At 49.5% G+C, this 25,968-nt stretch carries 15 protein-coding genes; 5 read left to right on the top strand and 10 right to left on the bottom strand.

Annotated elements, in window-relative coordinates; translation table 11 throughout:
• Positions 1-44: 44 nt before the first annotated feature.
• From carA to EPB59_RS01620, 3 genes are all read left to right on the top strand, one after another.
• The gene (carA, locus tag EPB59_RS01610) at positions 45-1,184 is read left to right on the top strand and encodes a glutamine-hydrolyzing carbamoyl-phosphate synthase small subunit (RefSeq protein ID WP_148519642.1); all 1,140 of its coding nucleotides are present in this window, start codon (positions 45-47) and stop codon (positions 1,182-1,184) included.
• Between the two features lie 16 nt (positions 1,185-1,200).
• Positions 1,201-4,431 (top strand): carbamoyl-phosphate synthase large subunit, encoded by a 3,231-nt coding sequence (gene carB / locus EPB59_RS01615; protein WP_001126442.1) that lies wholly within the window; start codon positions 1,201-1,203, stop codon positions 4,429-4,431.
• A gap of 217 nt (positions 4,432-4,648) precedes the next feature.
• Positions 4,649-5,434 (top strand): TSUP family transporter, encoded by a 786-nt coding sequence (locus EPB59_RS01620; protein WP_154171404.1) that lies wholly within the window; start codon positions 4,649-4,651, stop codon positions 5,432-5,434.
• Here EPB59_RS01620 and EPB59_RS01625 read toward each other — a convergent pair.
• The 10 genes from EPB59_RS01625 to gltB (EPB59_RS01670) all read right to left on the bottom strand — a co-directional run bounded on the left by EPB59_RS01625 (position 5,364) and on the right by gltB (EPB59_RS01670) (position 22,566).
• Positions 5,364-6,224 carry a LysR family transcriptional regulator gene (locus tag EPB59_RS01625; RefSeq protein WP_154171405.1) on the bottom strand — a complete coding sequence of 287 codons (861 nt, stop codon included), beginning with the start codon at positions 6,222-6,224 and terminating at the stop codon, positions 5,364-5,366. The genes EPB59_RS01620 and EPB59_RS01625 overlap by 71 nt on opposite strands.
• Before the next feature lie 154 nt (positions 6,225-6,378).
• Positions 6,379-6,999, bottom strand: coding sequence for a TRIC cation channel family protein (locus EPB59_RS01630; RefSeq protein ID WP_154171406.1), 621 nt, complete (start codon positions 6,997-6,999; stop codon positions 6,379-6,381).
• A gap of 82 nt (positions 7,000-7,081) precedes the next feature.
• A complete protein-coding gene (gene btuF / locus EPB59_RS01635; protein ID WP_154171407.1) occupies positions 7,082-7,912 on the bottom strand; it encodes a vitamin B12 ABC transporter substrate-binding protein BtuF in 831 nt (276 codons plus the stop codon).
• The gene (locus tag EPB59_RS01640) at positions 7,913-8,866 is read right to left on the bottom strand and encodes a cobalamin biosynthesis family protein (protein ID WP_154171408.1); all 954 of its coding nucleotides are present in this window, start codon (positions 8,864-8,866) and stop codon (positions 7,913-7,915) included. It lies immediately after the preceding gene.
• Positions 8,867-8,878: 12 nt separating this feature from the next.
• Positions 8,879-9,574 carry a 5'-methylthioadenosine/S-adenosylhomocysteine nucleosidase gene (mtnN, locus tag EPB59_RS01645; protein ID WP_000689872.1) on the bottom strand — a complete coding sequence of 232 codons (696 nt, stop codon included), beginning with the start codon at positions 9,572-9,574 and terminating at the stop codon, positions 8,879-8,881.
• A 71-nt stretch (positions 9,575-9,645) separates the two neighbouring features.
• Positions 9,646-10,080: a DUF1499 domain-containing protein gene (locus EPB59_RS01650; RefSeq protein ID WP_154171409.1), complete on the bottom strand. Its 435-nt coding sequence runs from the start codon at positions 10,078-10,080 to the stop codon at positions 9,646-9,648.
• A 170-nt stretch (positions 10,081-10,250) separates the two neighbouring features.
• Positions 10,251-11,663 carry an FAD-dependent oxidoreductase gene (locus tag EPB59_RS01655; protein WP_154171410.1) on the bottom strand — a complete coding sequence of 471 codons (1,413 nt, stop codon included), beginning with the start codon at positions 11,661-11,663 and terminating at the stop codon, positions 10,251-10,253.
• Positions 11,664-11,681: 18 nt separating this feature from the next.
• Entirely contained in the window at positions 11,682-16,145 is a 4,464-nt protein-coding gene (gene gltB / locus EPB59_RS01660) for a glutamate synthase large subunit (protein ID WP_154171411.1), read from the bottom strand.
• Between the two features lie 406 nt (positions 16,146-16,551).
• Positions 16,552-18,021: a glutamate synthase subunit beta gene (locus tag EPB59_RS01665; protein WP_154171412.1), complete on the bottom strand. Its 1,470-nt coding sequence runs from the start codon at positions 18,019-18,021 to the stop codon at positions 16,552-16,554.
• Positions 18,022-22,566, bottom strand: coding sequence for a glutamate synthase large subunit (gltB, locus tag EPB59_RS01670; protein ID WP_195707029.1), 4,545 nt, complete (start codon positions 22,564-22,566; stop codon positions 18,022-18,024).
• 579 nt (positions 22,567-23,145) lie between these two features.
• On the opposite strand from gltB (EPB59_RS01670), the gene EPB59_RS01675 reads away from it, so the two are divergent.
• Complete coding sequence (locus tag EPB59_RS01675; RefSeq protein WP_154171414.1) at positions 23,146-24,084, top strand: TIGR01212 family radical SAM protein; 939 nt, start codon at positions 23,146-23,148, stop codon at positions 24,082-24,084.
• A gap of 67 nt (positions 24,085-24,151) precedes the next feature.
• The gene (locus EPB59_RS01680; RefSeq protein WP_055051468.1) at positions 24,152-25,891 is read left to right on the top strand and encodes a diguanylate cyclase domain-containing protein; all 1,740 of its coding nucleotides are present in this window, start codon (positions 24,152-24,154) and stop codon (positions 25,889-25,891) included.
• The last annotated feature ends 77 nt before the right edge of the window (positions 25,892-25,968 follow it).

Below are 25,968 nucleotides of genomic sequence, written 5' to 3' on the forward strand. Positions count from 1 at the left end.
GCAAAATAATTTATTTTTTATGCATTTTTATTCTGGAGGTTGTCTTGAGTAAATCAGCACTGTTAGTCCTGGAAGATGGGACAGTGTTCCGCGGAGTGTCCATCGGGGCAGATGGTATTTCCGTTGGAGAAGTCGTTTTCAATACCTCGATGACGGGGTACCAAGAAATCCTCACTGATCCTTCTTATTCCCAGCAAATCGTTACTCTTACTTATCCTCACATTGGCAATACCGGAACCAATTCCGAAGACGAAGAATCCACAGCGATTCATGCTCAAGGCCTTGTGATTCGCGATCTCCCTCTTATCGCTTCCAACTTCCGCAGTGAACAATCCCTCTCTGATTATCTCAAGTCACAAAACATTGTCGGTATTGCTGACATTGATACCCGTAAACTGACTCGTATCTTGCGTGAGAAAGGTGCACAGAACGGCTGCATCATGGCGGGCGATAATCTGGATGAAGCATTAGCACTGGCAAAAGCGAAAGAGTTCCCTGGCCTGAAAGGCATGGATCTCGCGAAAGTGGTTTCTACCAAAGAAGCGTATGCGTGGAAACAAGGCTCATGGACGCTAGAAGGCGGCCTACCTGAAGCGAAAGCAGACTGCGATCTGCCTTACCATGTTGTGGCTTACGATTTTGGCGCGAAGCGTAACATCCTACGTATGTTGGTGGATCGTGGCTGCCGCTTAACTGTGGTACCGGCGCAAACCTCAGCAGAAGAAGTGCTCGCCCTTAATCCAGACGGTGTGTTTCTATCCAATGGCCCAGGCGACCCAGAGCCATGTACTTATGCGATTGAAGCCACACGCGTTTTCCTTGAGAAAAACATTCCTGTTTTTGGGATCTGTCTAGGTCACCAAATTCTGGCACTCGCCTCCGGCGCGAAAACAGTAAAAATGAAGTTCGGCCACCATGGTGCAAACCACCCAGTGAAAGATTTGGATCGCGGTGTGGTGATGATCACCTCGCAAAACCACGGTTTTGCCGCTGATGAAGCGACCCTACCTGACAACCTGCGTGCAACTCACAAATCGCTGTTTGATGGCTCACTGCAAGGGATTCATCGTACGGACAAACCTGCATTCAGCTTCCAAGGTCACCCAGAAGCGAGCCCAGGCCCACACGATGCAGCACCGCTGTTTGACCACTTTATTGAACTGATTAAACAATTCCGCGCTTAATTTGGAGTAGTAGATAATGCCAAAACGTACTGACATTCAAAGCATCCTTATCCTTGGTGCGGGTCCAATTGTTATCGGTCAGGCTTGTGAGTTTGACTACTCAGGCGCGCAAGCGTGTAAAGCCCTGCGCGAAGAGGGCTACCGCGTTATTCTGGTTAACTCAAACCCCGCCACCATCATGACTGACCCAGAAATGGCTGATGCGACTTACATCGAGCCAATCCACTGGGAAGTGGTGCGTAAAATCATCGAAAAAGAGCGCCCAGATGCGATTTTGCCAACCATGGGCGGCCAGACTGCGCTGAACTGTGCATTGGCTCTGGAAAAACATGGCGTATTGGCTGAGTTTGGCGTGGAAATGATCGGTGCAACCGCCGATGCGATTGATAAAGCGGAAGACCGCTCACGCTTTGATAAAGCGATGAAATCAATCGGTCTGGAGTGTCCTCGCGCTGATACTGCGAAAAGCATGGAAGAAGCGTACAAAGTCCTCGATATGGTGGGTTTCCCATGTATCATCCGTCCTTCTTTCACTATGGGCGGCAGCGGCGGCGGTATTGCTTACAACCGTGAAGAGTTTGAAGAAATCTGTACTCGCGGTCTGGATCTTTCACCGACCAATGAACTGCTGATCGACGAATCGCTGATTGGTTGGAAAGAGTACGAGATGGAAGTGGTGCGTGATAAGAACGACAACTGCATCATCGTCTGTGCGATTGAAAACTTTGACCCAATGGGCATCCACACCGGTGACTCGATCACGGTTGCACCAGCACAAACACTGACTGATAAAGAATACCAAATCATGCGTAACGCTTCTTTGGCGGTACTGCGTGAAATCGGTGTAGAAACCGGTGGTTCAAACGTTCAGTTTGGTATCAATCCGAAAGATGGTCGCATGGTTATCATCGAGATGAACCCGCGTGTCTCTCGCTCTTCTGCTCTGGCTTCAAAAGCAACTGGTTTCCCAATTGCGAAAGTGGCGGCCAAACTGGCAGTGGGTTTCACACTGGATGAGTTAATGAACGACATCACGGGCGGCGCAACACCAGCCTCGTTCGAACCAACCATCGACTACGTGGTAACTAAGATTCCTCGTTTTAACTTCGAAAAGTTCGCCGGTGCGAATGACCGCCTGACCACACAAATGAAGTCGGTGGGTGAAGTGATGGCGATTGGCCGTAACCAACAAGAATCACTGCAAAAAGCATTGCGTGGCTTGGAAGTGGGTGCTGCTGGTCTGGATGAGAAAGTGGATCTGGACGCGCCTGACGCTCTGACCAAAATTCGTTATGAGCTGAAAGAAGCAGGCGCAGAGCGTATTTGGTACATCGCTGACGCATTCCGTGCGGGTATGTCTGTTGATGGCGTATTTAACCTGACTAACATTGATCGCTGGTTCCTAGTGCAAATCGAAGAACTGGTGAAGCTTGAAGCCGAAGTGAAAGCCGGTGGCTTTGCTGGCTTGAACCAAGACGTACTGCGTAAGATGAAGCGTAAAGGCTTCTCTGATGCACGTCTGTCAAAACTGCTGGGTGTAAGCGAAAACGAAATCCGTCGTCTGCGTGACCAATACAACATCCATCCAGTTTACAAGCGTGTGGATACCTGTGCGGCAGAATTTAAGTCAGATACGGCTTACATGTACTCCACTTATGATGAAGAGTGTGAAGCCAATCCGACTGACAAAGACAAGATCATGGTTCTGGGCGGTGGTCCAAACCGTATCGGTCAAGGTATTGAGTTTGACTACTGCTGTGTACACGCAGCTCTAGCCCTGCGTGAAGATGGTTACGAAACCATCATGGTCAACTGTAACCCAGAAACCGTATCAACCGACTACGATACTTCAGATCGTCTCTACTTTGAGCCTGTGACTCTGGAAGATGTTCTAGCTATCGTGCGTGTTGAGAAGCCAAAAGGCGTTATCGTTCAATACGGTGGTCAAACTCCACTGAAACTGGCTCGCGCTCTTGAAGCGGCTGGTGTACCTGTGATTGGTACTAGCCCAGATGCGATTGACCGCGCTGAAGACCGTGAACGTTTCCAACAAGCGGTACAGCGTTTAGGCCTCAAACAGCCAGACAACGCAACTGTGACAGCAATCGAGCAAGCGATTGAGAAATCGCGTGAAATCGGTTTCCCACTCGTGGTTCGTCCATCTTATGTTCTGGGTGGTCGTGCGATGGAGATTGTGTACGATGAGCAAGATCTGCGTCGTTACTTCAACGAAGCGGTGAGCGTGTCGAATGAATCACCAGTCCTACTGGATCGCTTCCTTGATGACGCAACCGAAGTGGACGTGGATGCGATTTGTGACGGTGAGCGTGTCGTGATTGGCGGCATCATGGAGCACATCGAACAAGCGGGTGTTCACTCAGGTGACTCAGCATGTTCTCTGCCGGCTTACACCTTGAGCCAAGAAATCCAAGACAAGATGCGTGAACAAGTTGAGAAGCTGGCATTTGAATTGGGTGTTCGTGGTTTGATGAACATTCAGTTTGCGGTGAAAGACAACGAAGTTTACCTGATTGAAGTAAACCCACGTGCCGCGCGTACTGTACCGTTTGTCTCCAAAGCGACAGGTGCACCGCTGGCGAAAATTGCTGCGCGCGTGATGGTTGGACAAACTCTGGAGCAACAAGGCTTCACTAAAGAGATCATTCCACCTTACTACTCAGTAAAAGAAGTGGTTCTGCCGTTCAACAAGTTCCCAGGTGTTGACCCACTCCTTGGCCCTGAAATGCGCTCAACCGGCGAAGTGATGGGTGTCGGTGCGACGTTTGCTGAAGCGTACGCCAAAGCAGAATTGGGTAGTGGCTCTGTTTACCCTGAAGGTGGTCGTGCGCTACTTTCGGTGCGCGAAGGTGACAAACAACGTGTGGTGGATCTGGCTTCTAAGCTGGTGAAACTGGGTTATCAGTTGGATGCCACTCATGGTACAGCGGTGATTTTGGGCGAAGCGGGCATCAACCCACGTCTGGTCAACAAAGTGCATGAAGGTCGTCCACACATTCTGGACCGTATCAAGAACCACGAGTACACCTACATTGTGAACACGGCTTCTGGCCGTCAAGCGATTGAAGACTCAAAAGTGCTGCGCCGTGGTGCTCTGTCACACAAAGTGAACTACACCACCACACTGAACGCTGCGTTTGCTACTTGTATGGCACACACAGCAGATGCCAAAGCATCGGTAACTTCAGTGCAAGAGCTGCATGCGCGTGTAAAAGCTAGCCAAGCTTAATTGGTATTACAACAAGAGAGGCTCAAGGCCTCTCTGACAACCTCTTTGCCCGCTCGTCAGCGGGCTTTTTTATTTTTGGAACTCACCGATCTTTGCTGATTTCATCTCGAATACTTATTGATGAAAAATGGGAATAGGTTGTCGTCTTGTGTTTCGCTGTTTTCACTTTTTCAGCAGTGTTACTGTTGGGTTTTATTGTTCAATGCGTTGATAAGAAATGGAACTTTCACTGGAAGTATTAGGCCTGCTGTTTTTGGTGGCAGGGATTGCAGGATTCATTGATGCCATGGCGGGCGGTGGCGGTTTGCTGACCTTGCCTGCTTTGCTTGCGGCTGGCGTTCCACCGACTCAAGCCTTAGCAACGAATAAGTTGCAAAGTTCTTTTGGTAGCTTTTCTGCCACCCTTTATTTTGTACGCAAGGGCGTAGTGAGCCTGAAAGCGATGCGACTGGCAATTGCTTGTACTTTCGTTGGTGCAGCACTTGGCGCAGAAGCGGTGCAATATATTGATGCGACTTTGCTAACCAGCCTCATCCCCATATTACTGCTCGGTATCTCGCTTTATTTCTTGCTGGCACCGACAACGAAAACCCACAGTGGCCCAGCACCTCTATCCGAAACCGCTTTTGCTTTCACAGTGGGTTTTGGTATCGGTTTTTATGATGGATTTTTTGGTCCCGGTACGGGGTCGATTTTTACTGTCTGCTTTGTGGCCTTAGGGCATTTCAGTTTGGTTGAAGCCACCGCGCGAACCAAAGTGTTGAATTTCACTTCCAATATTGCCGCTTTGACCTTTTTCTTAATCGCAGGTTTGCCGATTTGGGAAATTGGCTTAACCATGGCGGTAGGCGGATTTATCGGTGCTCGTATGGGCGCGAAAGTTGTGATCAGCAAAGGTCAGCGTTTGATTCGGCCTTTGGTGATCACCATGTCTATGTTGATGGCGCTAAAACTGCTTTGGGAACAGCATCATGCAGCGCTGTTATCAATGCTTGGACTCTAGTACTACGATAACGGCTGGCGCGCAGGCAAATGTGAATGGGCCGACTGAGGTCGGCGAGTTCTTCAAAATCAAAGCAATAGTGAGGTTCAATTTTCAGTGTGCTCACTATCGAGCATGGCACCAAAGCGGGCAACATACCGCCAAGGGCTAACTGAGCGGCAGCAGTATAAGAATCCATTTCCATTGCAGGACGAATACCTTGTTTGTGCAGCATGGCAGCTTGATAGGTGTTCGAGGGATTAGCTAAATCATTGGTAATCAACTCATTTGGCAGTGAGTGCAGAGCTTCTTTGCTGACAACAGTAAAAGGCTCATCACCTAAGTGGAAAGTTAATAAGCCATGATTGGCGGGTAGGTAACCTGCACAGAATCCCAAGGTTGCTTTACCTGACTGCACATTTTCGACAATTCTTGGGGTGTGGTTGGTGGTGATCACAAGGTGCGGATCTTGCTGGCGATAGCGCCCCATCGTATCCCCAAGATAACCCGCCACCAAGGTTTCTGAGCAATCCATGCGAATGGGTGTGTTGTCTTCCAGTGTTTGCTGCTCAAAGATCAGTCCATGTAACTCATTAAAGGTCGGGCCGATGTTGGCAATCAACTGTTCGGCATCCGCCGTTAATTTGATGTGTCTTCCCGCAGGAACAATCAATTTCTTCCCCAGTTTTTTTTCTAAATTGGCAATACGTTTGCTAACCGCCGATTGGCTAATGTAGAGCTGGCTACCGGTACGGCTCATGGTTTTTTCTTTGCTGAGTACCAGCAGGGTTTCAATACCTTCGAGTAACATGCTTTGATGACAAACAGGAATAGATGCTTTGAATTGTATGTGGAATTCAAAGTAAGGTCGTGCGTTAAGCTCACAAAGTAAGCTTAGGCTAAAGAAAGGAATGAGTTGACGGAAGGAGTGCTCCCCACCGCTGGGCGATGGGGAGCCAGTTGAGTTATTTCGTCAGGGCAAAAGTGGGTAGAGAAAGATGCCAACGGATCGCACCAAGGCGGATGAGCAAAGTCGTGAACACGCCTGATAACAGCGCAGTTGAACTGCTATAGCCAATGGCCAGTGCAGTAGTATGGAAAATGCCGCCGATAATACAGGCCGTCGCGTACACTTCACTGCGCAGCACCATAGGGATTTCTCGGGCTAACACATCACGAATGATGCCACCGCCGCAACCGGTGATCACGCCCATGATCACGGCAATTAATGCCGAATCTTGGTAGACCAATGCTTTTTCAACGCCAATTCCAACGAATACGGCTAAGCCGATCGCATCACTGACGGGCAGAATCCACCATGCGAGCCTCTTCGGGCGGCGCACCAACAACATAGTCAGTGCACAGGTGATCATAATTACCCATAGGTAATTGGTGTCTTTGATCCAAAATACCGGAGTGGCTCCCAATGCCATATCACGAATGGTTCCACCACCGATCGCAGTGACACTGGCCAGAACCATAACACCAAATGGATCCATTTTTAGGCGCCCCGCTAAGAGCACTCCAGAAACTGCAAACACGGCAGTACCAAACATATCAATCAGATAAAGCAGAGAAGTATCCAAAGCAGTCTCACTATCTATAGAACTATTAAAAGTATAGAGCGGGCAAATTGGGGCGAATTTTACGAGATTTTATCCGCTAAAGTTACTGCTTTTGTGCAATTTTGAGGTACTGACACACTTGTTCAACCGCATCTAACGTTCTTGGTGTTGGGCGATTTAGCCAATCGGAATTGAGCGCCCAAACTTGTTCTTTTTCGACCGCTTTGAGCTGATTTTTCCACGCTTGCCACATATGGCCATTAGCGATGGCATGCTGAGAGGTAAAGATAACATCGGGTTGCTTAACCAGAACTTGCTCTATGCTTACTTGTGGGTAGGGAGCGGCACTGTCGGCAAAGACATTTTCGCCTGCACAAACGCTAAATACTTCGCTAGGCCAGTGGCCTTGAGCCAACGTAATGATCGGCTTTTCGCTGAGCTGATAGAAAAATCGGATAGGTTGATTGCCGGCATATTGCTCGCGCAATCCTTGTAAACGTTGTCGAAAGTCGTTAGCCGCTTTTTGGCCAATTTCTGGATTAGTCGAATACTGACTGAGTGCTTCGATATTATTGGCAATTTCATCCAACGTTTTGGTTTGCGAATCGTAAATCGTGAAGCCGAGTTGGCGCAGTTTGGCCAATTCACGTGGTGGATTGCCAGCAGGCCAAGCGATGATCAAATCGGGTTTGAGCGTTAGGATTTTCTCGATGTTGATGGTTTGGTGATTGGCAACGCGCTCTAGTTTTAGCGCTTGTGGCGGATAGTCACTGTACTCGCTCACCGCAACTAACTTATCGCCCAAACCTGCGGCATAAGCAATTTCTGTCGCGTGAGGGGCAAGGCTGATGATGCGCTCGGCGGGAAAAGGCGCAGCCAATAAGCTTGGGGTAATGAACAAAAAAGTGCAGGCGATGAGCCGGATAACAAGCATTTATACTCCGCGATAAATCAGTAGTAACAGTAAACTTTCTAGCGCTATCCAAACGAAGATACGCCATGCGATGAGTTTTTGGACTTGCGCAATATGAATCGCCGCAGGGGCGATGCGCCCGCCAATTTTGGCACGTACGCTTTTTTGCTCACCATAAATCGCAGGGCCGCCCAATGAGAGTTGTAATTTATTGCCAACGGCACACAGTAACCAAGCGGGGCCCGGTAGAGGCCAACTGCGGCTTTGCTCCAGAACGGCTTTAAAAACGTTACCCGCTTGTTTGCCAGTGATGATGATTAAGCTAAATAAGCGTAGGGGGAGCCAATCGAGCACTGCGAGAACACGCACGGCAGGCAAACCGAAAGGTTGGTATATGGTGCGAGATGGTGACCAAGCACGAGCCAATTCAGCGATTAAGCGATACATCAAAGCACCGCAGCCCCCGAACAAGCCATACCAAAACAGCACCCCAACCACATTGCGGCCAAAACCCATAACGAGAGTTTCAACTCCGGCTTTTCCAAGCCCAAGCGCTGAAAGCGTTGTAGTTTGACGGTTTACAAAGGGTTGCAGCAGAGTACGCGCTTGCGGTTTGTCCTCTTTTGCCAGCGCTTGGGTGAGCTGAGTACCTAGCGTTTCTTGGCGTCGCCAATCCAAGGCAAGCAGCAGCAGCGCCAAATCAAACAGCTGTGTCTGCCAGACTAAGGGTTTGAGCGCCCAAAGCACCGCGATAGTTGGCAAAACCATTAATCCCCACGCGAGAGAGCCCGAAATAAGGTTTTGGGTGTCACTGGCTGGTGTATTGACCTTACTGGCTAGCAGTTCGGCAAACTTGTGCCACAAAGTGACAGGGTGTACTGCATAAGGAATGGGCAGCAGCAAATGAAACAGTAGTGCGCCCCACATCACGAGGAGCGCGCCATTGGCATAAAGGTGGGAAAACCAAGTTTCCATCAATCGGCTCGCTTACTTGAGCAGCTCAACCATTTTCAGCACCATAGCTGAAGAGCTTTGTGCTGCCAGCGGCAGGAACTCTTCAAACGACATTGGTGATTCTTTATCGGCAACGTCAGAAATAGCGCGTACCACAACAAATGGAACTTTGAATTGATGACAAGTTTGCGCGATTGCTGATGCTTCCATTTCCACCGCAACAACGGTTGGGAAATGTTGACGGATAAAGCTTTGACGTTCAGCCGTACACACAAACGCATCACCAGTACAAATCAAGCCGCGAACCGCATGGGTATCTGGCAGGTTAGCCAATGCTTGTTCCGCCACTGTCATTAGTTTCTCGTCTGCTTTGAATGCTGCCGGTTGGCCTGCCATTTGGCCAATTTCATAACCAAATGCGGTCACATCGGCATCGTGATGGCGAACTTCGGTTGAGATCACTACATCACCGACATTTAGGCTGGCATCAAAACCGCCGGCAGAGCCTGTGTTGATCACTACATCTGGCGCGTACTGGCTGATCAGCAAAGTTGTACCCAATGCAGCTGCGACTTTACCTATGCCTGATTGCAGTAATACGACGTCGACACCTTGGATTCGACCGCTGTAAAAAGTACAACCTGCTTGGTTAACTTCTTGCACGTCTTCGATGAGATCTTTCAGGATGGCGACTTCTTGTTGCATTGCGCCGATGATGCCGATTTTCATAGGGGCTCTCTTTCATCTATCAATAGGAAAACAGGCCGCAGTGTATCATGAGCGCCCTTAGCGGATCGAGGTTAGGGTTGCTCAAGTAGACCAGACAGCGTGAGCTTTTGGCGCAGCTCTTCAGCGCGGCGACGATTAACCCCAAAATCACTGTAGCCAATCCGTGATTCAGAGCGAACCCATAAGTGATCCTGTTGAATGCTTAGTTCCAGATCATCAACAAAACGGAACACACTCGACGTGCATTCGATACGCAAATATTGCCCATTTTTTTCCGCAGTGCTTGCTCCAGAGAGGGAGAGAGCAACGCGCTCCACTTGGTCAATGGTGACACCAGGGCGCAAGATAAATGGCGTAAGATTGAATTTATCTCGTTCATCTTGAGTAGAAACACAGTTGGGTTTGTTGGCACAAGGGATGGCTGTGCGATCTTCCATTGGGGCAACTCCCTGACTGCAGGCGGTAAGCGAAAAAGCAGCGATAGCAGCATAAAATGATGGATGCATGGTGATAAGTACACTCTCATCTTTAGTTATGCTCTTCTTTCCTGCAATATTCGGTTGGAAGGGCATATATGAATATATTTTGTGCTCATTATAGGTAGCAAAAATAAAAAAGGATCCATAACACTATGAATCCTTTGTTGTTTGCGCCAATGTTCTCGCAAAAGTGTGAGCTAGAGTCCAAGATAGTCGAGAATTCCCTCGGCTGCTTTGCGTCCTTCATCTATCGCAGTCACCACGAGATCGGAGCCGCGTACCGCATCACCACCGGCGAAAATTTTCGGGTTGGTGGTCTGATATTGATAGGTTTGCTGTGCGGACGCTTTGATACGCCCCCACTGATCAAGCTCAACATCAAACGGTTCTAACCAAGCCATTTTGTGTGGCTGGAAGCCAAACGCCATGATCACCGCATTGGCTGGCAATACGTGCTCGCTGCCTGTTACGGGTTCTGGTTTACGACGACCTGCGGCATCGGGTTCACCCAAGGCGGTTTTGACCACTTTGACACCGGTTACTTGCCCATGCGCATTGACTTCAATCGCAAGGGGTTGCAGGTTGAACATGAACTCTACACCTTCTTCTTTGGCGTTTTTCACTTCACGGCGTGAACCGGGCATGTTCTCTTCATCGCGGCGATATGCACAAATCACGCGAGATGCGCCTTGGCGAATCGAAGTACGTACGCAGTCCATCGCCGTATCACCACCGCCGAGTACCACCACGTTTTTTCCTGCCATATCAATGAACGGCGTATCGCTTGCAAGCTCCATCACTTTATAGGTATTGGAGATCAAAAACGGCAGTGCATCGTAAACGCCAGAAGCGTCTTCGTTGGCTAATCCTGCGCGCATATATTGGTAGGTACCGACGCCGAGAAATACTGAATCGTACTCATCAAGCAGTTGTTGAAGTGTGATGTCTTGGCCGACTTCGACATTAAGACGGAATTCGATACCCATTTCGCTGAAAATTCGGCGACGATTTTCCATCACGCCTTTTTCCAGCTTGAACGATGGAATACCAAAAGTGAGTAACCCGCCGATTTCTGGGTAACGATCAAACACCACAGGTTTTACCCCGTTGCGCACTAGAATATCCGCTGCGGCAAGCCCTGCAGGGCCCGCGCCGATGATCGCCACTTTTTTATCAGTCCACACCACGTTGGACATGTCGGGTTTCCAGCCCATTTCGAATGCGGTATCGGTAATGTATTTTTCGATATTACCGATAGTTACTGCGCCGAAATCGGCATTCAAGGTACATGAGCCTTCGCACAGACGATCTTGCGGGCACACTCGGCCACACACCTCTGGCAGGCTATTGGTTTGATGCGACAACTCGGCCGCTTCAATAATGCGTCCTTCATTGGCCAGCTTCAGCCACTGCGGAATGTAGTTGTGTACTGGGCACTTCCATTCGCAGTAAGGGTTACCACAATCGAGGCAGCGATCGGCCTGTGCGGTGGCTTGTTGCTTAGTAAAGGGCTCATAAATTTCGACAAATTCAATCTTGCGGATTTGCAGTGGCTTTTTCGCCGGATCCACACGATTGACATCGATAAATTGGTAAACGTTTTGGCTCATCAATCAGGCTCCTTCCAATTATTGTGCTTGCACGCGCAGTTCAGCTGCGCTGCGGCTCTGATGGCCGAGCAGGGTACGTAAGTCCGCTGCTTGTGGTTTGATCAGATAGAACTTCGGAATCCATTCATCAAAGTTCGCCAAAATTCGCTCTGCGTGGGCGGAACCAGTCTCTTCGAGATGTTCAGCAATCAACCCGCGCAGATGCTCTTGATGGATATATAAGTCGGTCAAGGCAACCGCTTCAACGGATTCATCATTGACGCGGCCTTGGAAATCGCCATTCTCATCGAGTACGTAAGCAAAGCCGCCGGTCATGCCTGCGCCAAAGTTCACGCCCGTTGCGCCTAAAATGGCGACGATGCCACCGGTCATGTATTCACAGGCGTTATCGCCAGCACCTTCAATCACCGCAATCGTGCCGGAGTTGCGCACCGCGAAACGCTCGCCAGCTTTACCTGCGGCAAACAGTTTACCGCCGGTTGCGCCATACAAGCAGGTGTTGCCGATAATGGTCGCTTCATTACACACAAAAGCGGTGCCTTGGTGAGGGCGAATCACAATCTTGCCGCCTGCCATGCCTTTACCGACGTAGTCGTTGGCATCACCGGTGAGATACAGCTCAAGACCACCTGCGTTCCAGACTCCGAACGATTGCCCAGCGGTGCCATTGAGGACGACCTTGATGGGTGAGGTGGCGACGCCGAGATTGCCGTAACGTTTCGCGATTTCACCAGACAGACGTGCGCCAATCGAACGGTCGGTGTTGATCACGTTGTAATAGAGTTCCAGCGATTGCTGTTTTTCCACCGCAGCCAAAGCATCTTCCACGATCTTCAGGTTAAGCGCCCCTTTATCAAACGGCGTGTTCGGTTCGGTGCAGTACAGTGGCAGATTTTGTGGTGACACTGGCGCTTCGAGCAGATCGGAGAGATCCAATTTGCTCTGTTTCGCGGTCATGCCTTCTATCACTTCCAGTAGATCGGTGCGGCCGATGAGGTCGGTGAGCTTCTCAACGCCCAATTCGGCCAGATAACCGCGCACTTCTTCAGCTAACCCTTTGAAATAGTTCATCACCATTTCAGGCAGACCTTTGAAGTAATCTTTGCGCAGCGTTTCATCCTGCGTTGCCACACCAGTTGCACAGTTGTTGAGGTGGCAAATACGCAAGAATTTACACCCCATCGCGACCATAGGCGCTGTACCAAAACCAAAACTTTCAGCGCCTAAAATCGTTCCTTTGATCACATCCAATCCGGTTTTCAAACCGCCATCGACTTGCAGGCGGATCTTGTGACGCAGACCGTTGGCGACCAAGGCTTGTTGCGTTTCCGCCAAACCGAGCTCCCAAGGGCTTCCTGCATATTTTACAGAGGTGAGCGGGCTGGCTGCGGTGCCGCCGTCATAACCTGAGATGGTGATAAGGTCGGCGTAGGCTTTTGCCACACCGGTCGCAATCGTGCCAACGCCCGGCTCAGAGACGAGCTTGACCGAGACCAAGGCTTTCGGGTTGATCTGTTTAAGATCGAAAATCAGCTGCGCCAAATCTTCAATCGAGTAGATATCGTGATGCGGCGGCGGCGAAATCAAGGTCACTCCGGGAACGGAATAACGCAGTTTCGCGATCTCAGCGGTGACTTTGTGCCCCGGAAGCTGGCCGCCTTCACCGGGTTTTGCCCCTTGCGCCACTTTAATTTGCAGCACATCGGCATTGGTTAAATAGTGCGGCGTTACACCGAAACGGCCAGAAGCGACTTGCTTGATACGCGAGTTACGTTCGGTGCCAAAGCGGCGTGGATCTTCACCGCCTTCACCTGAGTTGGAATGGCCACCCAAGCGGTTCATCGCGGTGGCCAATGCTTCGTGGGCTTCCGGGCTTAACGCGCCAATCGACATCGCTGCTGAGTCAAAGCGTTTGTAGAGATCGCTCGCGGGCTCGATATGTTCCAGTGGCAGCGGTTTATCCGAGGTTTTCAAACGCAGCAAATCACGCAGCATGGCCACTGGGCGCTGGTTGACTTGTTTAGCAAAGTCGCGGTAATCCACCGTTTCGCCAGATTTCACCGCTTTTTGTAGTGTGCCAACCACATCTGGGTTGTAGGCGTGGTATTCGCCACCGTGGACGTATTTGAGTAAACCGCCGTGTTCGAGAGGTTTACGTTTTGCCCATGCCTTACGCGACAGGTTGAACAGATCTTGCTCAAAATCGTCGAAGTTCGCGCCTTGGATACGTGTGGTTACCCCTTTAAAGCAGAGATCAACCACATCGCGGTGCAGACCTACGGCTTCAAACAGTTGTGAGCAGCGATAAGAGGCAACGGTCGAAATGCCCATTTTGGACATGATTTTGTACAGACCTTTGTTGATGCCGTATTGGTAATTCTGCATCACTTCACGATAGCTCTTTTGTAGTGCGCCATCGTCAATCATTTTGCCCAGTGTTTCGTAGGTAAGGTAAGGATAAACGGCAGTGGCACCAAAACCGATCAGTACCGCAAAGTGGTGTGGATCACGCGCGGCGCCGGTTTCAATAATGATGTTGGCATCGCAGCGCAAATTGGCTTCAACCAGACGCGCTTGCACCGCACCTACTGCCATTGCCGCGGGGATCGGCAAACGATCCGCGGTTAACGCGCGGTCGGAAAGCACGATCAATACCGTACCTTCGCGCACCACTTGCTCTGCTTTGTCACACAAATCGAGTACGGCTTGTTTGAGATCTTTCTCTTGCGGATCGAAGTTGATATCGAGAATCGTGTTGCGATAGTGTTGATCACTCAATGTCAGCAGTTGCTGCATATCTGAATAGAGCAATACCGGCGAGCCAAAGGTCACACGATGTGCATGGCCATCAGTTTCACAAAACACGTTCATCTCTTGGCCAATACTGGTGGCCAGCGACATCACATGTTTTTCACGCAATGGGTCGATCGGTGGGTTCGTCACCTGAGCAAATTTTTGGCGGAAGTAGTCGCTGATCAGGCGCTCTTTTGAAGAAAGCACCGCCATCGGTGTGTCATCGCCCATTGAACCGACCGCTTCTTGCGCCATGTCGCCAAGCACACGCAGCACTTGATCGATCTCTTCGTTGCTCATGGCAAACTGCTTTTGGTAAGTTTTGAGCAGATCTTGGTCGAAGCTGCGCTCACCAACTTGATCGTCAGGCAATTCAGAGAATGGCGTCAGTTTGTGAACGTTGTTTTCCATCCATTCACGATACGGATGGCGGCTTTTCAGATCGTTATCGATCTCGCTCGATTGCCAAATTTTGCCTTTGCGAGTGTCAATCACCAGCAGTTCACCGGGGCCAACACGGCCTTTTTCGGAAACCTCATCCGGCGCGTAATCCCAAATCCCGACTTCTGAAGCGAGGGTGATGAGCTTATCTTTGGTGATCACATAACGCGCAGGGCGCAGGCCGTTACGGTCAAGGTTACACGCGGCGTAGCGACCATCAGAAAGCACGATCCCGGCTGGGCCATCCCATGGCTCCATGTGTTTGGAGTTGAAATCGTAGAACGCACGCAGATCTGGATCCATGTCTGGATGGTTTTGCCATGCAGGTGGAACTAGCATGCGCATCGCGCGGAAAATATCCATCCCGCCGGCTAAAAACAGATCTAGCATGTTATCTAAGCTTGAGGAGTCAGAACCGGTTTCGTTAACAAAAGGAGCGGCGGTTTGTAGATCGGGCAGTAGCGGTGAAGCAAATTTATAAGCACGTGCGCGCGCCCACTGGCGGTTACCATCAATAGTGTTGATCTCACCGTTGTGTGCTAGATAGCGGAATGGTTGAGCCAGAGGCCAGCGTGGCTGAGTATTGGTAGAGAAACGTTGGTGGAACAAGCAAATCGCCGATTCCATACGCAGGTCTGCCAAATCAAGATAAAAGCGAGGCAAATCGGCTGGCATGCACAGGCCTTTGTAGACCAGCACTTGCGTGGAGAGCGAGCAGATATAGAAATCACGATCATCCGTAATCTGTTTTTCAATCCGACGACGCGCGATATAGAGACGGCGCTCAACATCGCGCTCACGCCAACCGGCTGGCGCGGAGATAAACACTTGTTGAATATCTGGCAAAGAGTCGAGGGCAATAGGGCCAAGCACCTTAGGGTTGGTAGGCACTTTGCGCCAACCTGCCACGCTTAAGGTTTCTTTGGCGAGTTCTTGATTAACAATCTGCTGCGCTTGTTGTGCTTTTTGTGGATCTCGGCTGAGAAACAGCATGCCAATCGCGTACTGTTTGCTGAGCTTCCAATGTTGCTCTTCTGCGATCAGGCGCAAATAAGAATCAGGTTTTTGCAGTAACAGACCACATCCATCACCGGTTTTGCCATCGGCTGCGATACCGCCGCGGTGAGTCATGCGATCAAGTGCTGAAATCGCAGTACGAACGAGTTTGTGGCTGGCTTGCCCTTCCATATGCGCGATCAAGCCGAATCCACAGTTGTCTTTTTCAAGACTTGGATCGTATAGAGCCATTGCAATTCTCCCTTTGCCTCTCTGTCATCTAGACAGTAAATGACTAACTATTCATTAAAATTTTATTATTTGAATATTTAATTAACATCCATGGTTAATTAATTAACATTTTTGCGGGGTTTTATTTTCACCGAATTCACAACCTATAGCTTATTGTGCAAAAGGTCAAGTTATTGGTTAAAAATAGGGTTTGAGGGAGATTTGCCGAGGAATACTTCAGATAATTTCTTTTTATTCAATAAGATAGTTTTTTGTCAGTTACAGATAACTCGAGTTTTTATCCCGAGCAATGAGAATAGGCGTAAAAAAGGCCAGCAGGGAATGCTGGCCGAAGTAAAACAATATGGAAGGAAACGTTCACATTAAGGCGTGGATCAGGATGTATGACTCACGCCTTGGTACTCACTTACGCTGAAAGCATGAGAGAGTCAGCTTTAGCCTCAAGATGGGTATTGCCCATCAAGAAGGTGTCAACGGCTCGCGCACATTCACGTCCTTCGTTGATGCAGCGTACCACCAGCGATTGGCCTGTGCGCATGTCGCCAGCGGCGAATACGCCTTTTTGGTTGGTCGCAAAGTCTTGCGTTGCCACATTGCCGCGTTCATCGAGTTTAATGCCTAGCTGAGCCAATACACCGTGTGGTTCAGGATGCAAGAAGCCCATCGCTAGAAACGCCATATCACAAGGAATCACGCGTTCACTGCCTGCGACTTCGTCAAAGCTTGGACGCTCACCGGGTGCTGCATCTTTCCAAACGATGTCAGCAATGCGTAGACCGGTTACTTCACCTTGTTCATTGCCAATGAACTCTTTGGTGAGGATATTCCAGTGACGCTCACAGCCTTCTTCGTGAGAAGTAGAAGTGCGCAGAATCATCGGATATTGCGGCCAAGGCATGTTAACTGGGCGCATTTTGGATGGGATCGGCATAATCTCAACTTGAGTAATGCTCGCTGCACCGTGGCGGTTAGAAGTGCCCACACAGTCAGAGCCGGTATCGCCACCACCAATCACCACCACGTGTTTGCCTTTGGCGTGGATCGCTTCGCCTTTCAGATCCATACCATTGGCTCGGCGGTTATTTTGCGCGAGGAACTGCATCGCGAAGTAAACGCCTTTCAGATCACGTCCCGGAATCCCTAGATCGCGTGGTACGGTTGATCCGCCCGTCAGCAATACCGCATCAAACTCCTGACGCAACTGTTGAGCGTTGATGTCTACACCGATATGCGCATTGACCACGAACTTAACGCCCGCTTGCTCCATCACATTGATTTTGCGATCAATCACATCCATGCCGAGTTTGAAATCCGGAATACCAAAGCGCAGCAAACCACCGACTTTTTCATCACGTTCAAACACGGTCACGCTATGGCCCGCCGCATTAAGCTGCTCAGCTGCGGCAAGCCCAGCAGGGCCGGAACCTATGATCGCGACCGTCTTGCCTGTGCGTGAACGTGGCGTTTTCGGCTTGGCATAACCTTCTTGGTAAGCACGTTCTACAATGGTTTTCTCAATGTTGCAGATGGTGATCGGATCTTGGTTGATGCCGAGCACACACGCGCTTTCACAAGGAGCAGGGCAGACACGACCCGTAAACTCAGGGAAGTTATTGGTCGAGCTCAGAATATTCCAAGCCTCTTCCCAGCTGTCGCGATACACCGCATCGTTAAACTCGGGAATGATGTTGCCAATCGGGCAGCCGTTATGACAAAACGGCACGCCACAATCCATACAACGTGAAGCTTGCTGATTGATTTTCTTACCAAACTCTTGGTTAAGAACAAACTCTTTGTTGTTTTTGATGCGCTCTGCCGGGTCGATTTTTTTCGGCAGTTCACGACCAAATTCTAAAAATCCGGTTGCTTTACCCATTTATACCGCCTCCGCTGCTAATGTGGCTTGTTGCTCCTGCTCTTTGCGCTTTTGCAGTACCGCTTTGTAATCACGCGGCATCACCTTGACCATAGTGGCTAGGCTGGCGTCAAAGTTGGCAAGGAAAGCTTTGGCCACTTCACTTCCTGTGAATTGAACATGCTTAGTTAACATTTCTTTGAGTAGTGCTTTGTCTTCCGCTTCGATTGGATCCAGATCGACTAACTCAGCATTGAGCTTAGATTGGAAGTCGCCAGATTTATCCCAAACGTAAGCCACACCGCCACTCATACCCGCGGCGAAGTTACGACCAGTTGAGCCGAGGATCACCGCGACACCGCCGGTCATGTATTCACAGCCGTGATCGCCGATACCTTCAACCACCACTTTAGCACCTGAGTTACGTACACAGAAACGTTCGCCCGCAAGGCCGCGAATGTAAGATTCGCCAGAGGTCGCGCCGTAGAAACAGACGTTGCCGACCACAATGTTCTCTTCAGGAACGATGGTGGCGTTACGGTTCGGGTAGAGCACCAGCGTGCCACCAGAAAGACCTTTGCCCCAGTAGTCGTTAGCATCGCCTTCCACTTCAAAGTAAACGCCTTTAGTGAGGAAGGCTCCGAAAGATTGTCCCGCACTGCCGTTGAATTTCACCTGCATTGGCTGTGGTAGGCCTTGGTCTTTGTAAACCTTACAGATTTCGTTCGACAGCATAGTACCGGTACTGCGATCGGTGTTGATGATCGGCAGTTCGGCTTTGACGGTTTCACCACGCTCAAGGGCTGGTGTCGCCAATTGGATCAAGGTGCGATCCAGTACGCTTTCAAGCTGATGGTTCTGCTGAGTCTGACAGTAAATACCATCGACACTGCGCGGCTGCTCAATAAAGAGGATTGGCGACAGATCGAGATTCTTATATTTCCAGTGACCCACATCATCACGCACTTTGAGTTTGTGCGCTTGGCCAACCATGTCATTGATGGTGCGGAAACCCAGTTCAGCCATGATTTCACGCAGACCTTGTGCCATGTATTGGAAGAAGGTAACAACGTCATCAACACGGCCAGCAAAACGCTCACGCAGGGTTTTGTTTTGAGTCGCTATACCGACTGGGCAAGTGTTTTTATGACACTTACGCATCATGATACAGCCTTCAACCACCAGCGCTGCGGTTGCCACGCCCCATTCTTCTGCACCCAGCAGTACCGCAATGGCGATATCGCGTGGGGTTTTCATCTGTCCATCGGCTTGCACCACGATGCGGTTACGCAGGCCGTTTTTGAGCAGAGTCTGGTGGGTTTCAGCCAGACCCAATTCCCAAGGCAAACCAGTATGACGGATAGAAGAGATTGGTGATGCACCGGTACCACCATCGTGACCGGCAATCAGTACTACGTCGGCTTTGGCTTTGGCTACACCAGAAGCGATGGTGCCGACACCAGCTTCAGAAACCAGTTTGACGTTGACGCGGCCTTTGCGGTTGGCGTTTTTCAAATCGAAAATCAGCTGGGCTAAGTCTTCGATTGAGTAAATGTCGTGGTGTGGTGGTGGTGAAATCAGGCCAACTCCAGGCGTGGAGTGACGAGTCGCCCCGATCCATTCATCGACTTTATCACCCGGTAGCTGACCACCTTCGCCCGGTTTCGCACCTTGCGCCATCTTGATCTGGATTTCATCCGCGTTGGTCAGATAGTAAGAGGTCACGCCGAAACGGCCAGAAGCCACTTGCTTGATCGCTGAACGTTCTGAATCGCCATTCGCATTCAGTTCAAAACGCATTGGGTCTTCACCACCTTCACCGGAGTTGGATTTCGCGCCTAAGCGGTTCATCGCAATCGCCAGTGTGGAGTGCGCTTCGTAAGAGATAGAGCCGAACGACATCGCACCGGTTGCAAAGCGCTTCACAATGCTCTCGATCGGTTCAACTTCATCAATCGGAATAGAACCCGCTGGATTTTTCACAAAATCGAGTTGGCTGCGCAGAGTCACCGCTTTATCGCCTTGGCTATCAACCGCTGCCGCATATTTCTTAAATTGCGGGTAGTTTTTATGGCGAGTGGACTCTTGCAGCAAGTGAATGGTTTCTGGGTTAAACAGATGCTGCTCACCGCGCTGTTTCCATTGATACACGCCGCCGACATCCAACACTTGCAGTGGGATTTCGCGCGTTGGGTAGCCAATGCGATGACGAACCAGAACTTCTTTGGCGATATCGTCGAGGGTTAAACCTTGAATACGCGTGATGGTGCCGGTGAAGTATTTATCCACCACCGCTTTGCTGATCCCGAGCGCTTCAAAAATCTGTGCACCGTGATAAGACTGTAGGGTCGAAATCCCCATTTTTGAGAAGATCTTCAGTAAGCCGCCATTAACGCCTTTACGATAGTTTTCGAAGTATTTCTCAACCGAGACATCGGCATCGAGTTTCTTCTGACGCTTAAGGTCAACGATGGTTTCTACCACTAAATACGGGTTAACCGCATTTGCGCCGTAGCCAAGCAGGGTCGCAAAGTGGTGCGTTTCACGCGCATCACCGGTTTCGACCACAATGCCGCATTTCGAACGCAGACCTTTGCGGATCAGGTGATGGTGTACTGCACCCACGGCCAGCATCGCTGGGATGGCGGCATGGTTGGAGTTCACCGCACGGTCGGTCAGCAAAATGATCGAGTAGCCATCAATCACTGCATCTTCCGCGTATTGGCAAATACGTTTCAGAGCACGCTCTAGCTTGCCTGATTCATCGCTGGCACGAAATACGATGTCCAACGTTTTGGCTTGTAGGTGCTCGTTATCAATCGCACGCAGTTTTTCCAACTCAGCGTTAGAAATCACAGGTGATTCCAGCTCAACCTTACGGCAGTGAGCAGGCGTTTCAGAAAGCAAGTTTTGATCGCGGCCGATATAAGTGTTGAGCGACATTACCATGCGCTCACGGATCGGGTCGATTGGTGGGTTAGTCACCTGAGCAAACAACTGCTTAAAGTAGTTTGAAAGATGCTGAGATTGGTGCGACAGCACGGCTACAGGCCAGTCTGCACCCATCGAACCGAGAGGCTCATAACCGGTTTGAGCTAGGGTCAGAATGATGTCATTGACCTCTTCGCTACTCACTCCAAACGCTTGTTGGCGGTGAAGCAGGCGCTCTGGCGATGGTTGGCTATGTACGTTGTCGGCATCCGGCAGCTTTTTCAAGCTGAGTAGGTTTTCTTCTACCCATTTTTCATAAGGCTGCGCCGAAGCGATACCGTCTTTGACTTCTTCATCAGAGATAATACGGCCTTGCTCTAGGTCAGCAACAAAGATACGTCCCGGTTGCAGACGACCACGGTATTCCACATTGGCTGGATCAATTTCCACTACGCCAGATTCAGAAGCCATGATCAGGAAATCATCTTTGGTCACGGTATAACGAGACGGACGCAGACCGTTACGATCTAGCGTTGCACCGACTTGTACACCATCGGTAAAGCATACTGATGCTGGGCCGTCCCATGGTTCCATGACGTTGGCATGGTACTGGTAGAAAGCGCGGCGTTTTGGATCCATCGCTTTGTTTTCTTGCCATGCTTCCGGGATCATCATCATCAGAGCGTGAGGCAAGCTGCGACCAGAAAGCACCAGCAGTTCTAGAACCATGTCAAAGTTAGCGGAATCGGATGCGCCTTCTTGGCAGATAGGCAGCAGCATGTCGATTTCAGCTTGGGTAAACAGTTTGGATTGTAAAATCGCTTCGCGCGCTTTCATCCAGTTCAAGTTACCGCGAACGGTGTTGATCTCACCGTTGTGCGCGATGTAGCGGAAAGGCTGGGCCAGTCGCCATTTCGGGAAGGTGTTGGTAGAAAAACGCGAGTGCACCAGCGCCAGTGCAGTGACCATGGTCGGATTTTGCAAATCGAGGAAGTATTGCGGTACTTGCTCTGTGGTCAGCTGACCTTTATAGACCAAGGTTTTGTATGACATCGAGTTGATGTAAAAATCATCACCGATGTTCGACACGCTCTCAAGGCAGACGCGAACGGTGTAATTACGTAGCACGTATAGCTTACGTTCTAGCTCGTCAGGTTGCATACCGGGGCCGCCAGAAATGAACACGTGTTCAAATTGTGGCTCAGTGCTGAGTGGATCGGCACCTAACATGCTGTTGTCGGTTGGCAAAACACGATAGCCAATCACATCCAGATCAAGGCGTTTGGCATTGCGTTCTAGAATATCGCGGCATTGGGCGCGTTTGTGTTCGTCTTTCGGGAACAGCACCACACCCACACCATATTTTTCGAATGAAGGCAGCTTAATACCAAGCTTAACGGCTTCTTCGAGTAAAAATTCGTGAGGTTTTTGCAACAAAATACCCGCACCGTCACCGCTGCAAGGGTCACAGCCCTGACCGCCACGGTGTTCCATGCGTGCGAGCATGTCCAAAGCTTGAGTGACCACCTGATGAGATTTGCGATTTTTCAGGTGAGCGACAAAGCCGATACCACAAGCATCGTGCTCTAACTCAGGCGTATAAAGACCCCGCGAACGCTGCGCTTTATCTACCATAGATACATCCTTCCAGTTCTTGAGGACGCAACAGCACTGAGTTTGCACTCAGTTATTCCCTCCACACATCAAGCAGCATTGGCTGTATCAAGTGCTCGGGTGATACGTCCTGTCCTTTTTTGTTTTGAGTGAAATCTGCTTAGGGAGCAGATCCGCGTCCTTTCCGTCTCTCACAGGAAATATATTGTGAGAAAGACAATCCTTAGTGATATTCCTGTCGTTGAGCCACTTTACTAGTGGATTCTTTTGGTAGGTATGGAATATCACTGATAGTCTGCCGAGTTTTTTGTAATTAATTGAGCAAAAAAGCACGGAAAACTGAAAGTATCCTACAATTTTGCTGGCGCAAATTCCAACGAAAAGTCTGCGGATTGGTTTATTTTTTTACAGTAAGATGAATGTTTTGTTTAACAAAACAGCAACAATATGCAAATAGTGTTTTGTTTATGCCTATTTATTGATTTGGCTTCGTTTGAAATCAAACGCGAGGGATTAAAATTTGTGACGAATTTAATTGGAAATGTAATTAAATTACACGGATGGTAGTGAGAGATATTTGTATTTAGATTGGGCTAACACATGCATCTACATCAATTGGTGAACACCATAGGTCAAGATTTACAACGTCGCTATGGAGAGAAAGTTCATAAACTGACGCTCCATGGAGGGTTTAGTTGCCCAAATCGAGACGGTACGATTGGCCGCGGTGGCTGCACTTTCTGTAACGTTGCTTCGTTTGCCAATGAAGAAACCCAGCAGAAAAGTATTCAAGAGCAGTTGAAAGATCGGGCGGGGGAGATCAAACGCGCCAAAAAATACCTCGCTTATTTTCAGGCTTACACCAGCACGTATGCGGAAGTGCAAGTGTTGAAATCGATGTACGAACAGGCTCTAGAAGAAGCGGATATTGTGGGGTTGTGTGTTGGCACTCGGCCTGATTGTGTGCCGGATGCGGTGCTTGAACTGCTCGCCGATTATGTGCAGCAAGGTTACGAGATTTGGTTGGAGCTTGGGCTGCAAACCGCACACGATCACACCTTGAAACGCATTAACCGCGGGCACGATTTTGCCTGCTACGCAGAGATCACTGCCAAAGCGAGAGCGTTAGGCATCAAAGTGTGTACTCACTTGATTGTTGGGTTGCCTGGCGAAGGGCGTAGTGACAATCTTGCCACATTACAACAAGTGCTTAGTGTGGGAACCGATGGTATTAAGTTGCACGGTTTGCACATTGTGGAAGGCAGTACCATGGCGAAAGCATGGCGAGCGGGGCGTTTAACTGTGCTCGAACAGGACGAATATGTGTCTATCGCCTGTGAAATGATTCGCTCAACGCCACCGCAGATTATTTATCATCGTGTGTCTTCGGCGGCCCGTAGACCAACGCTACTTGCCCCGTTGTGGTGTGAAAACCGCTGGTGGGCAATGACTGCGATTGGTCAAACATTGGAAAAAGAAGGGGTTCAGGGCTCGTTACTCGGCACGCCTTTTGAGTATTCTCCTTTGAACTTAAAGTAATAATCCGCAGCAAAATCAGATAATCTTTTGTACTATTTAAAGAATCATCAATAACACATCTGAATGCATGCCTGAATTTCTCTCTGAATTTGTACTGACCTTGTTCGCCACTGGGCTCATGCTTGGTGGTGGACTATTACTCTGGTTTGGCTGGTACAGCTACTTTCAACCTCAAAGATTGATTCAGCTTTTTCATCAGGCACCCTCAGGAGTGCTGCTGGTCGGCGAGCAACGTATTCTGCGTGCTAATTTAGCTGCGTATTTACTGTTGGGGATCCGCTTGGTTGGGAGACACTATTTGTTTGCAAACGAGCAAGGTGAAGAGGGCGAACATGCCTTTTATCGTGCTCTCGAAAGTAGTGTACGACAAAAACGCTCGGTACCTTTGCTTTGGCCTGTTGCAGGCAAAACGACACAAACCTTAGAAATATCAGCATCGTTATTACGCCATTGGCCGAAAAAATTATGGCTAGTGAATGTGATTGGATTTGATTGTCCGAGTACGGATATGCAGCAAGAGCGCCATTCATTAGCGATGGCGCGTACGGCTCTCGATTCTCTATCCGAGTTGATCTTTATTAAAAGTACGGAAGGGACATTGATGGCGACCAACCGTGCGTTTGATCGGTTTTGGCAAGACAGAATCGAAGAGGGTAGCGCGACCTTCAAAGGTATTATGAAAGGGCGTACCAGCCAGCGTTGTTGGACGGTGACCCCCGACGGGCGTAGCTGCCTTTTAGAAACCTATCAACGAGTACTGATGTCACCAGAAGGCGAAAATATTGGGTTATTGGGTATCAGCCATGATGTGACCGATTGGTACAACATGCAGCGCCAATTAAGAGAAGAGATGGACAAGCGGCGTGATACGGAAGTAGCCTTGGCGCAGCGTGATACCATCTTACAAAACATCCTTGAATCTAGCCCTGATTCGATTGGTATCTTTAACGAAAACATGGTTTATCAGGCTTGTAATCAGCCATTTGTGGAAGCCTTGGGGATTGCGGAAGTTTCTGATTTAGTGGGTAAGCGTTTACAAGACGTGATCCCTGAACATATTTATGCTCGTCTAGCCGAATCGGATAGCCAAGTGCTGCATGAAGGAAAGTCGTTACGCCGGATTGATAAAATCGCGCGTCCGAACGGCGAGTTTGTCTGGTTTGATGTAGTTAAATCTCCTTTTCGAGATCCGGCATCGGGTACCAATGGGGTATTGATCATGGCGCGAGATGTGTCCGATCGTTATCTGGCTGCCGAGCAATTAAAAGTCGCAAATCTTGAGTTGGAGCGCTTAAGTTTCTTAGACAGTCTGACTCATGTCGCCAATCGACGTCGGTTTGATGAACAATTGCACACATTGTGGCATCTGCATGTGCGTGAAGGTAATCCACTTAGCATTATTCTTTGTGATGTGGATTATTTTAAAGATTACAACGATGCTTATGGTCATCTAATGGGCGATGAAACCTTAAAGCAAGTCGCAATCGCTTTTACTCAAGTGGCGAATCGTCAATCCGATTGTGTCGCACGCTATGGTGGTGAAGAGTTCGGTATCTTATTGCCTAACACCCCTCAATCAGGGGCGATTTTGATTGCCGATCGTATTCACGAAAAAATTCGTTCGCTGGCGATCCCTCATGTCCACTCCAAAGTTGCGGATCGCCTTACCGTCAGCCTAGGGGTTATTACGCACATTCCTCATCCGGAAGACATTCCAGAGCAGATTGTCGCTTTGGCCGACCAAGCCTTGTATCAAGCCAAAGCTAACGGTCGTAATCAAACCTCCATTTATGAAAAAAATGACTAATAGAACGTTTTCAATTGCTTGAAATGCCACTGCTTCGCTTAACCATAATGCAATGTCTGAGATGGCTTGGTATGGGA

This window comes from Vibrio metoecus (assembly GCF_009665255.1).
GTDB lineage: Bacteria > Pseudomonadota > Gammaproteobacteria > Enterobacterales > Vibrionaceae > Vibrio > Vibrio metoecus_B.

Excerpts from the sequence above, each read along its gene's own strand:
- gltB (WP_195707029.1), bottom strand. The coding sequence starts at position 22,566 with ATGGTAGATAAAGCGCAGCGTTCGCGGGGTCTTTATACGCCTGAGTTA.
- EPB59_RS01650 (WP_154171409.1), bottom strand. The coding sequence starts at position 10,080 with ATGCATCCATCATTTTATGCTGCTATCGCTGCTTTTTCGCTTACCGCC.
- EPB59_RS01665 (WP_154171412.1), bottom strand. The coding sequence starts at position 18,021 with ATGGGTAAAGCAACCGGATTTTTAGAATTTGGTCGTGAACTGCCGAAA.
- EPB59_RS01680 (WP_055051468.1), top strand. The coding sequence starts at position 24,152 with ATGCCTGAATTTCTCTCTGAATTTGTACTGACCTTGTTCGCCACTGGG.
- mtnN (WP_000689872.1), bottom strand. The coding sequence starts at position 9,574 with ATGAAAATCGGCATCATCGGCGCAATGCAACAAGAAGTCGCCATCCTG.
- btuF (WP_154171407.1), bottom strand. The coding sequence starts at position 7,912 with ATGCTTGTTATCCGGCTCATCGCCTGCACTTTTTTGTTCATTACCCCA.
- gltB (WP_154171411.1), bottom strand. The coding sequence starts at position 16,145 with ATGGCTCTATACGATCCAAGTCTTGAAAAAGACAACTGTGGATTCGGC.
- EPB59_RS01655 (WP_154171410.1), bottom strand. The coding sequence starts at position 11,663 with ATGAGCCAAAACGTTTACCAATTTATCGATGTCAATCGTGTGGATCCG.
- EPB59_RS01640 (WP_154171408.1), bottom strand. The coding sequence starts at position 8,866 with ATGGAAACTTGGTTTTCCCACCTTTATGCCAATGGCGCGCTCCTCGTG.
- EPB59_RS01625 (WP_154171405.1), bottom strand. The coding sequence starts at position 6,224 with ATGTTACTCGAAGGTATTGAAACCCTGCTGGTACTCAGCAAAGAAAAA.
- carB (WP_001126442.1), top strand. The coding sequence starts at position 1,201 with ATGCCAAAACGTACTGACATTCAAAGCATCCTTATCCTTGGTGCGGGT.
- EPB59_RS01675 (WP_154171414.1), top strand. The coding sequence starts at position 23,146 with ATGCATCTACATCAATTGGTGAACACCATAGGTCAAGATTTACAACGT.
- EPB59_RS01620 (WP_154171404.1), top strand. The coding sequence starts at position 4,649 with ATGGAACTTTCACTGGAAGTATTAGGCCTGCTGTTTTTGGTGGCAGGG.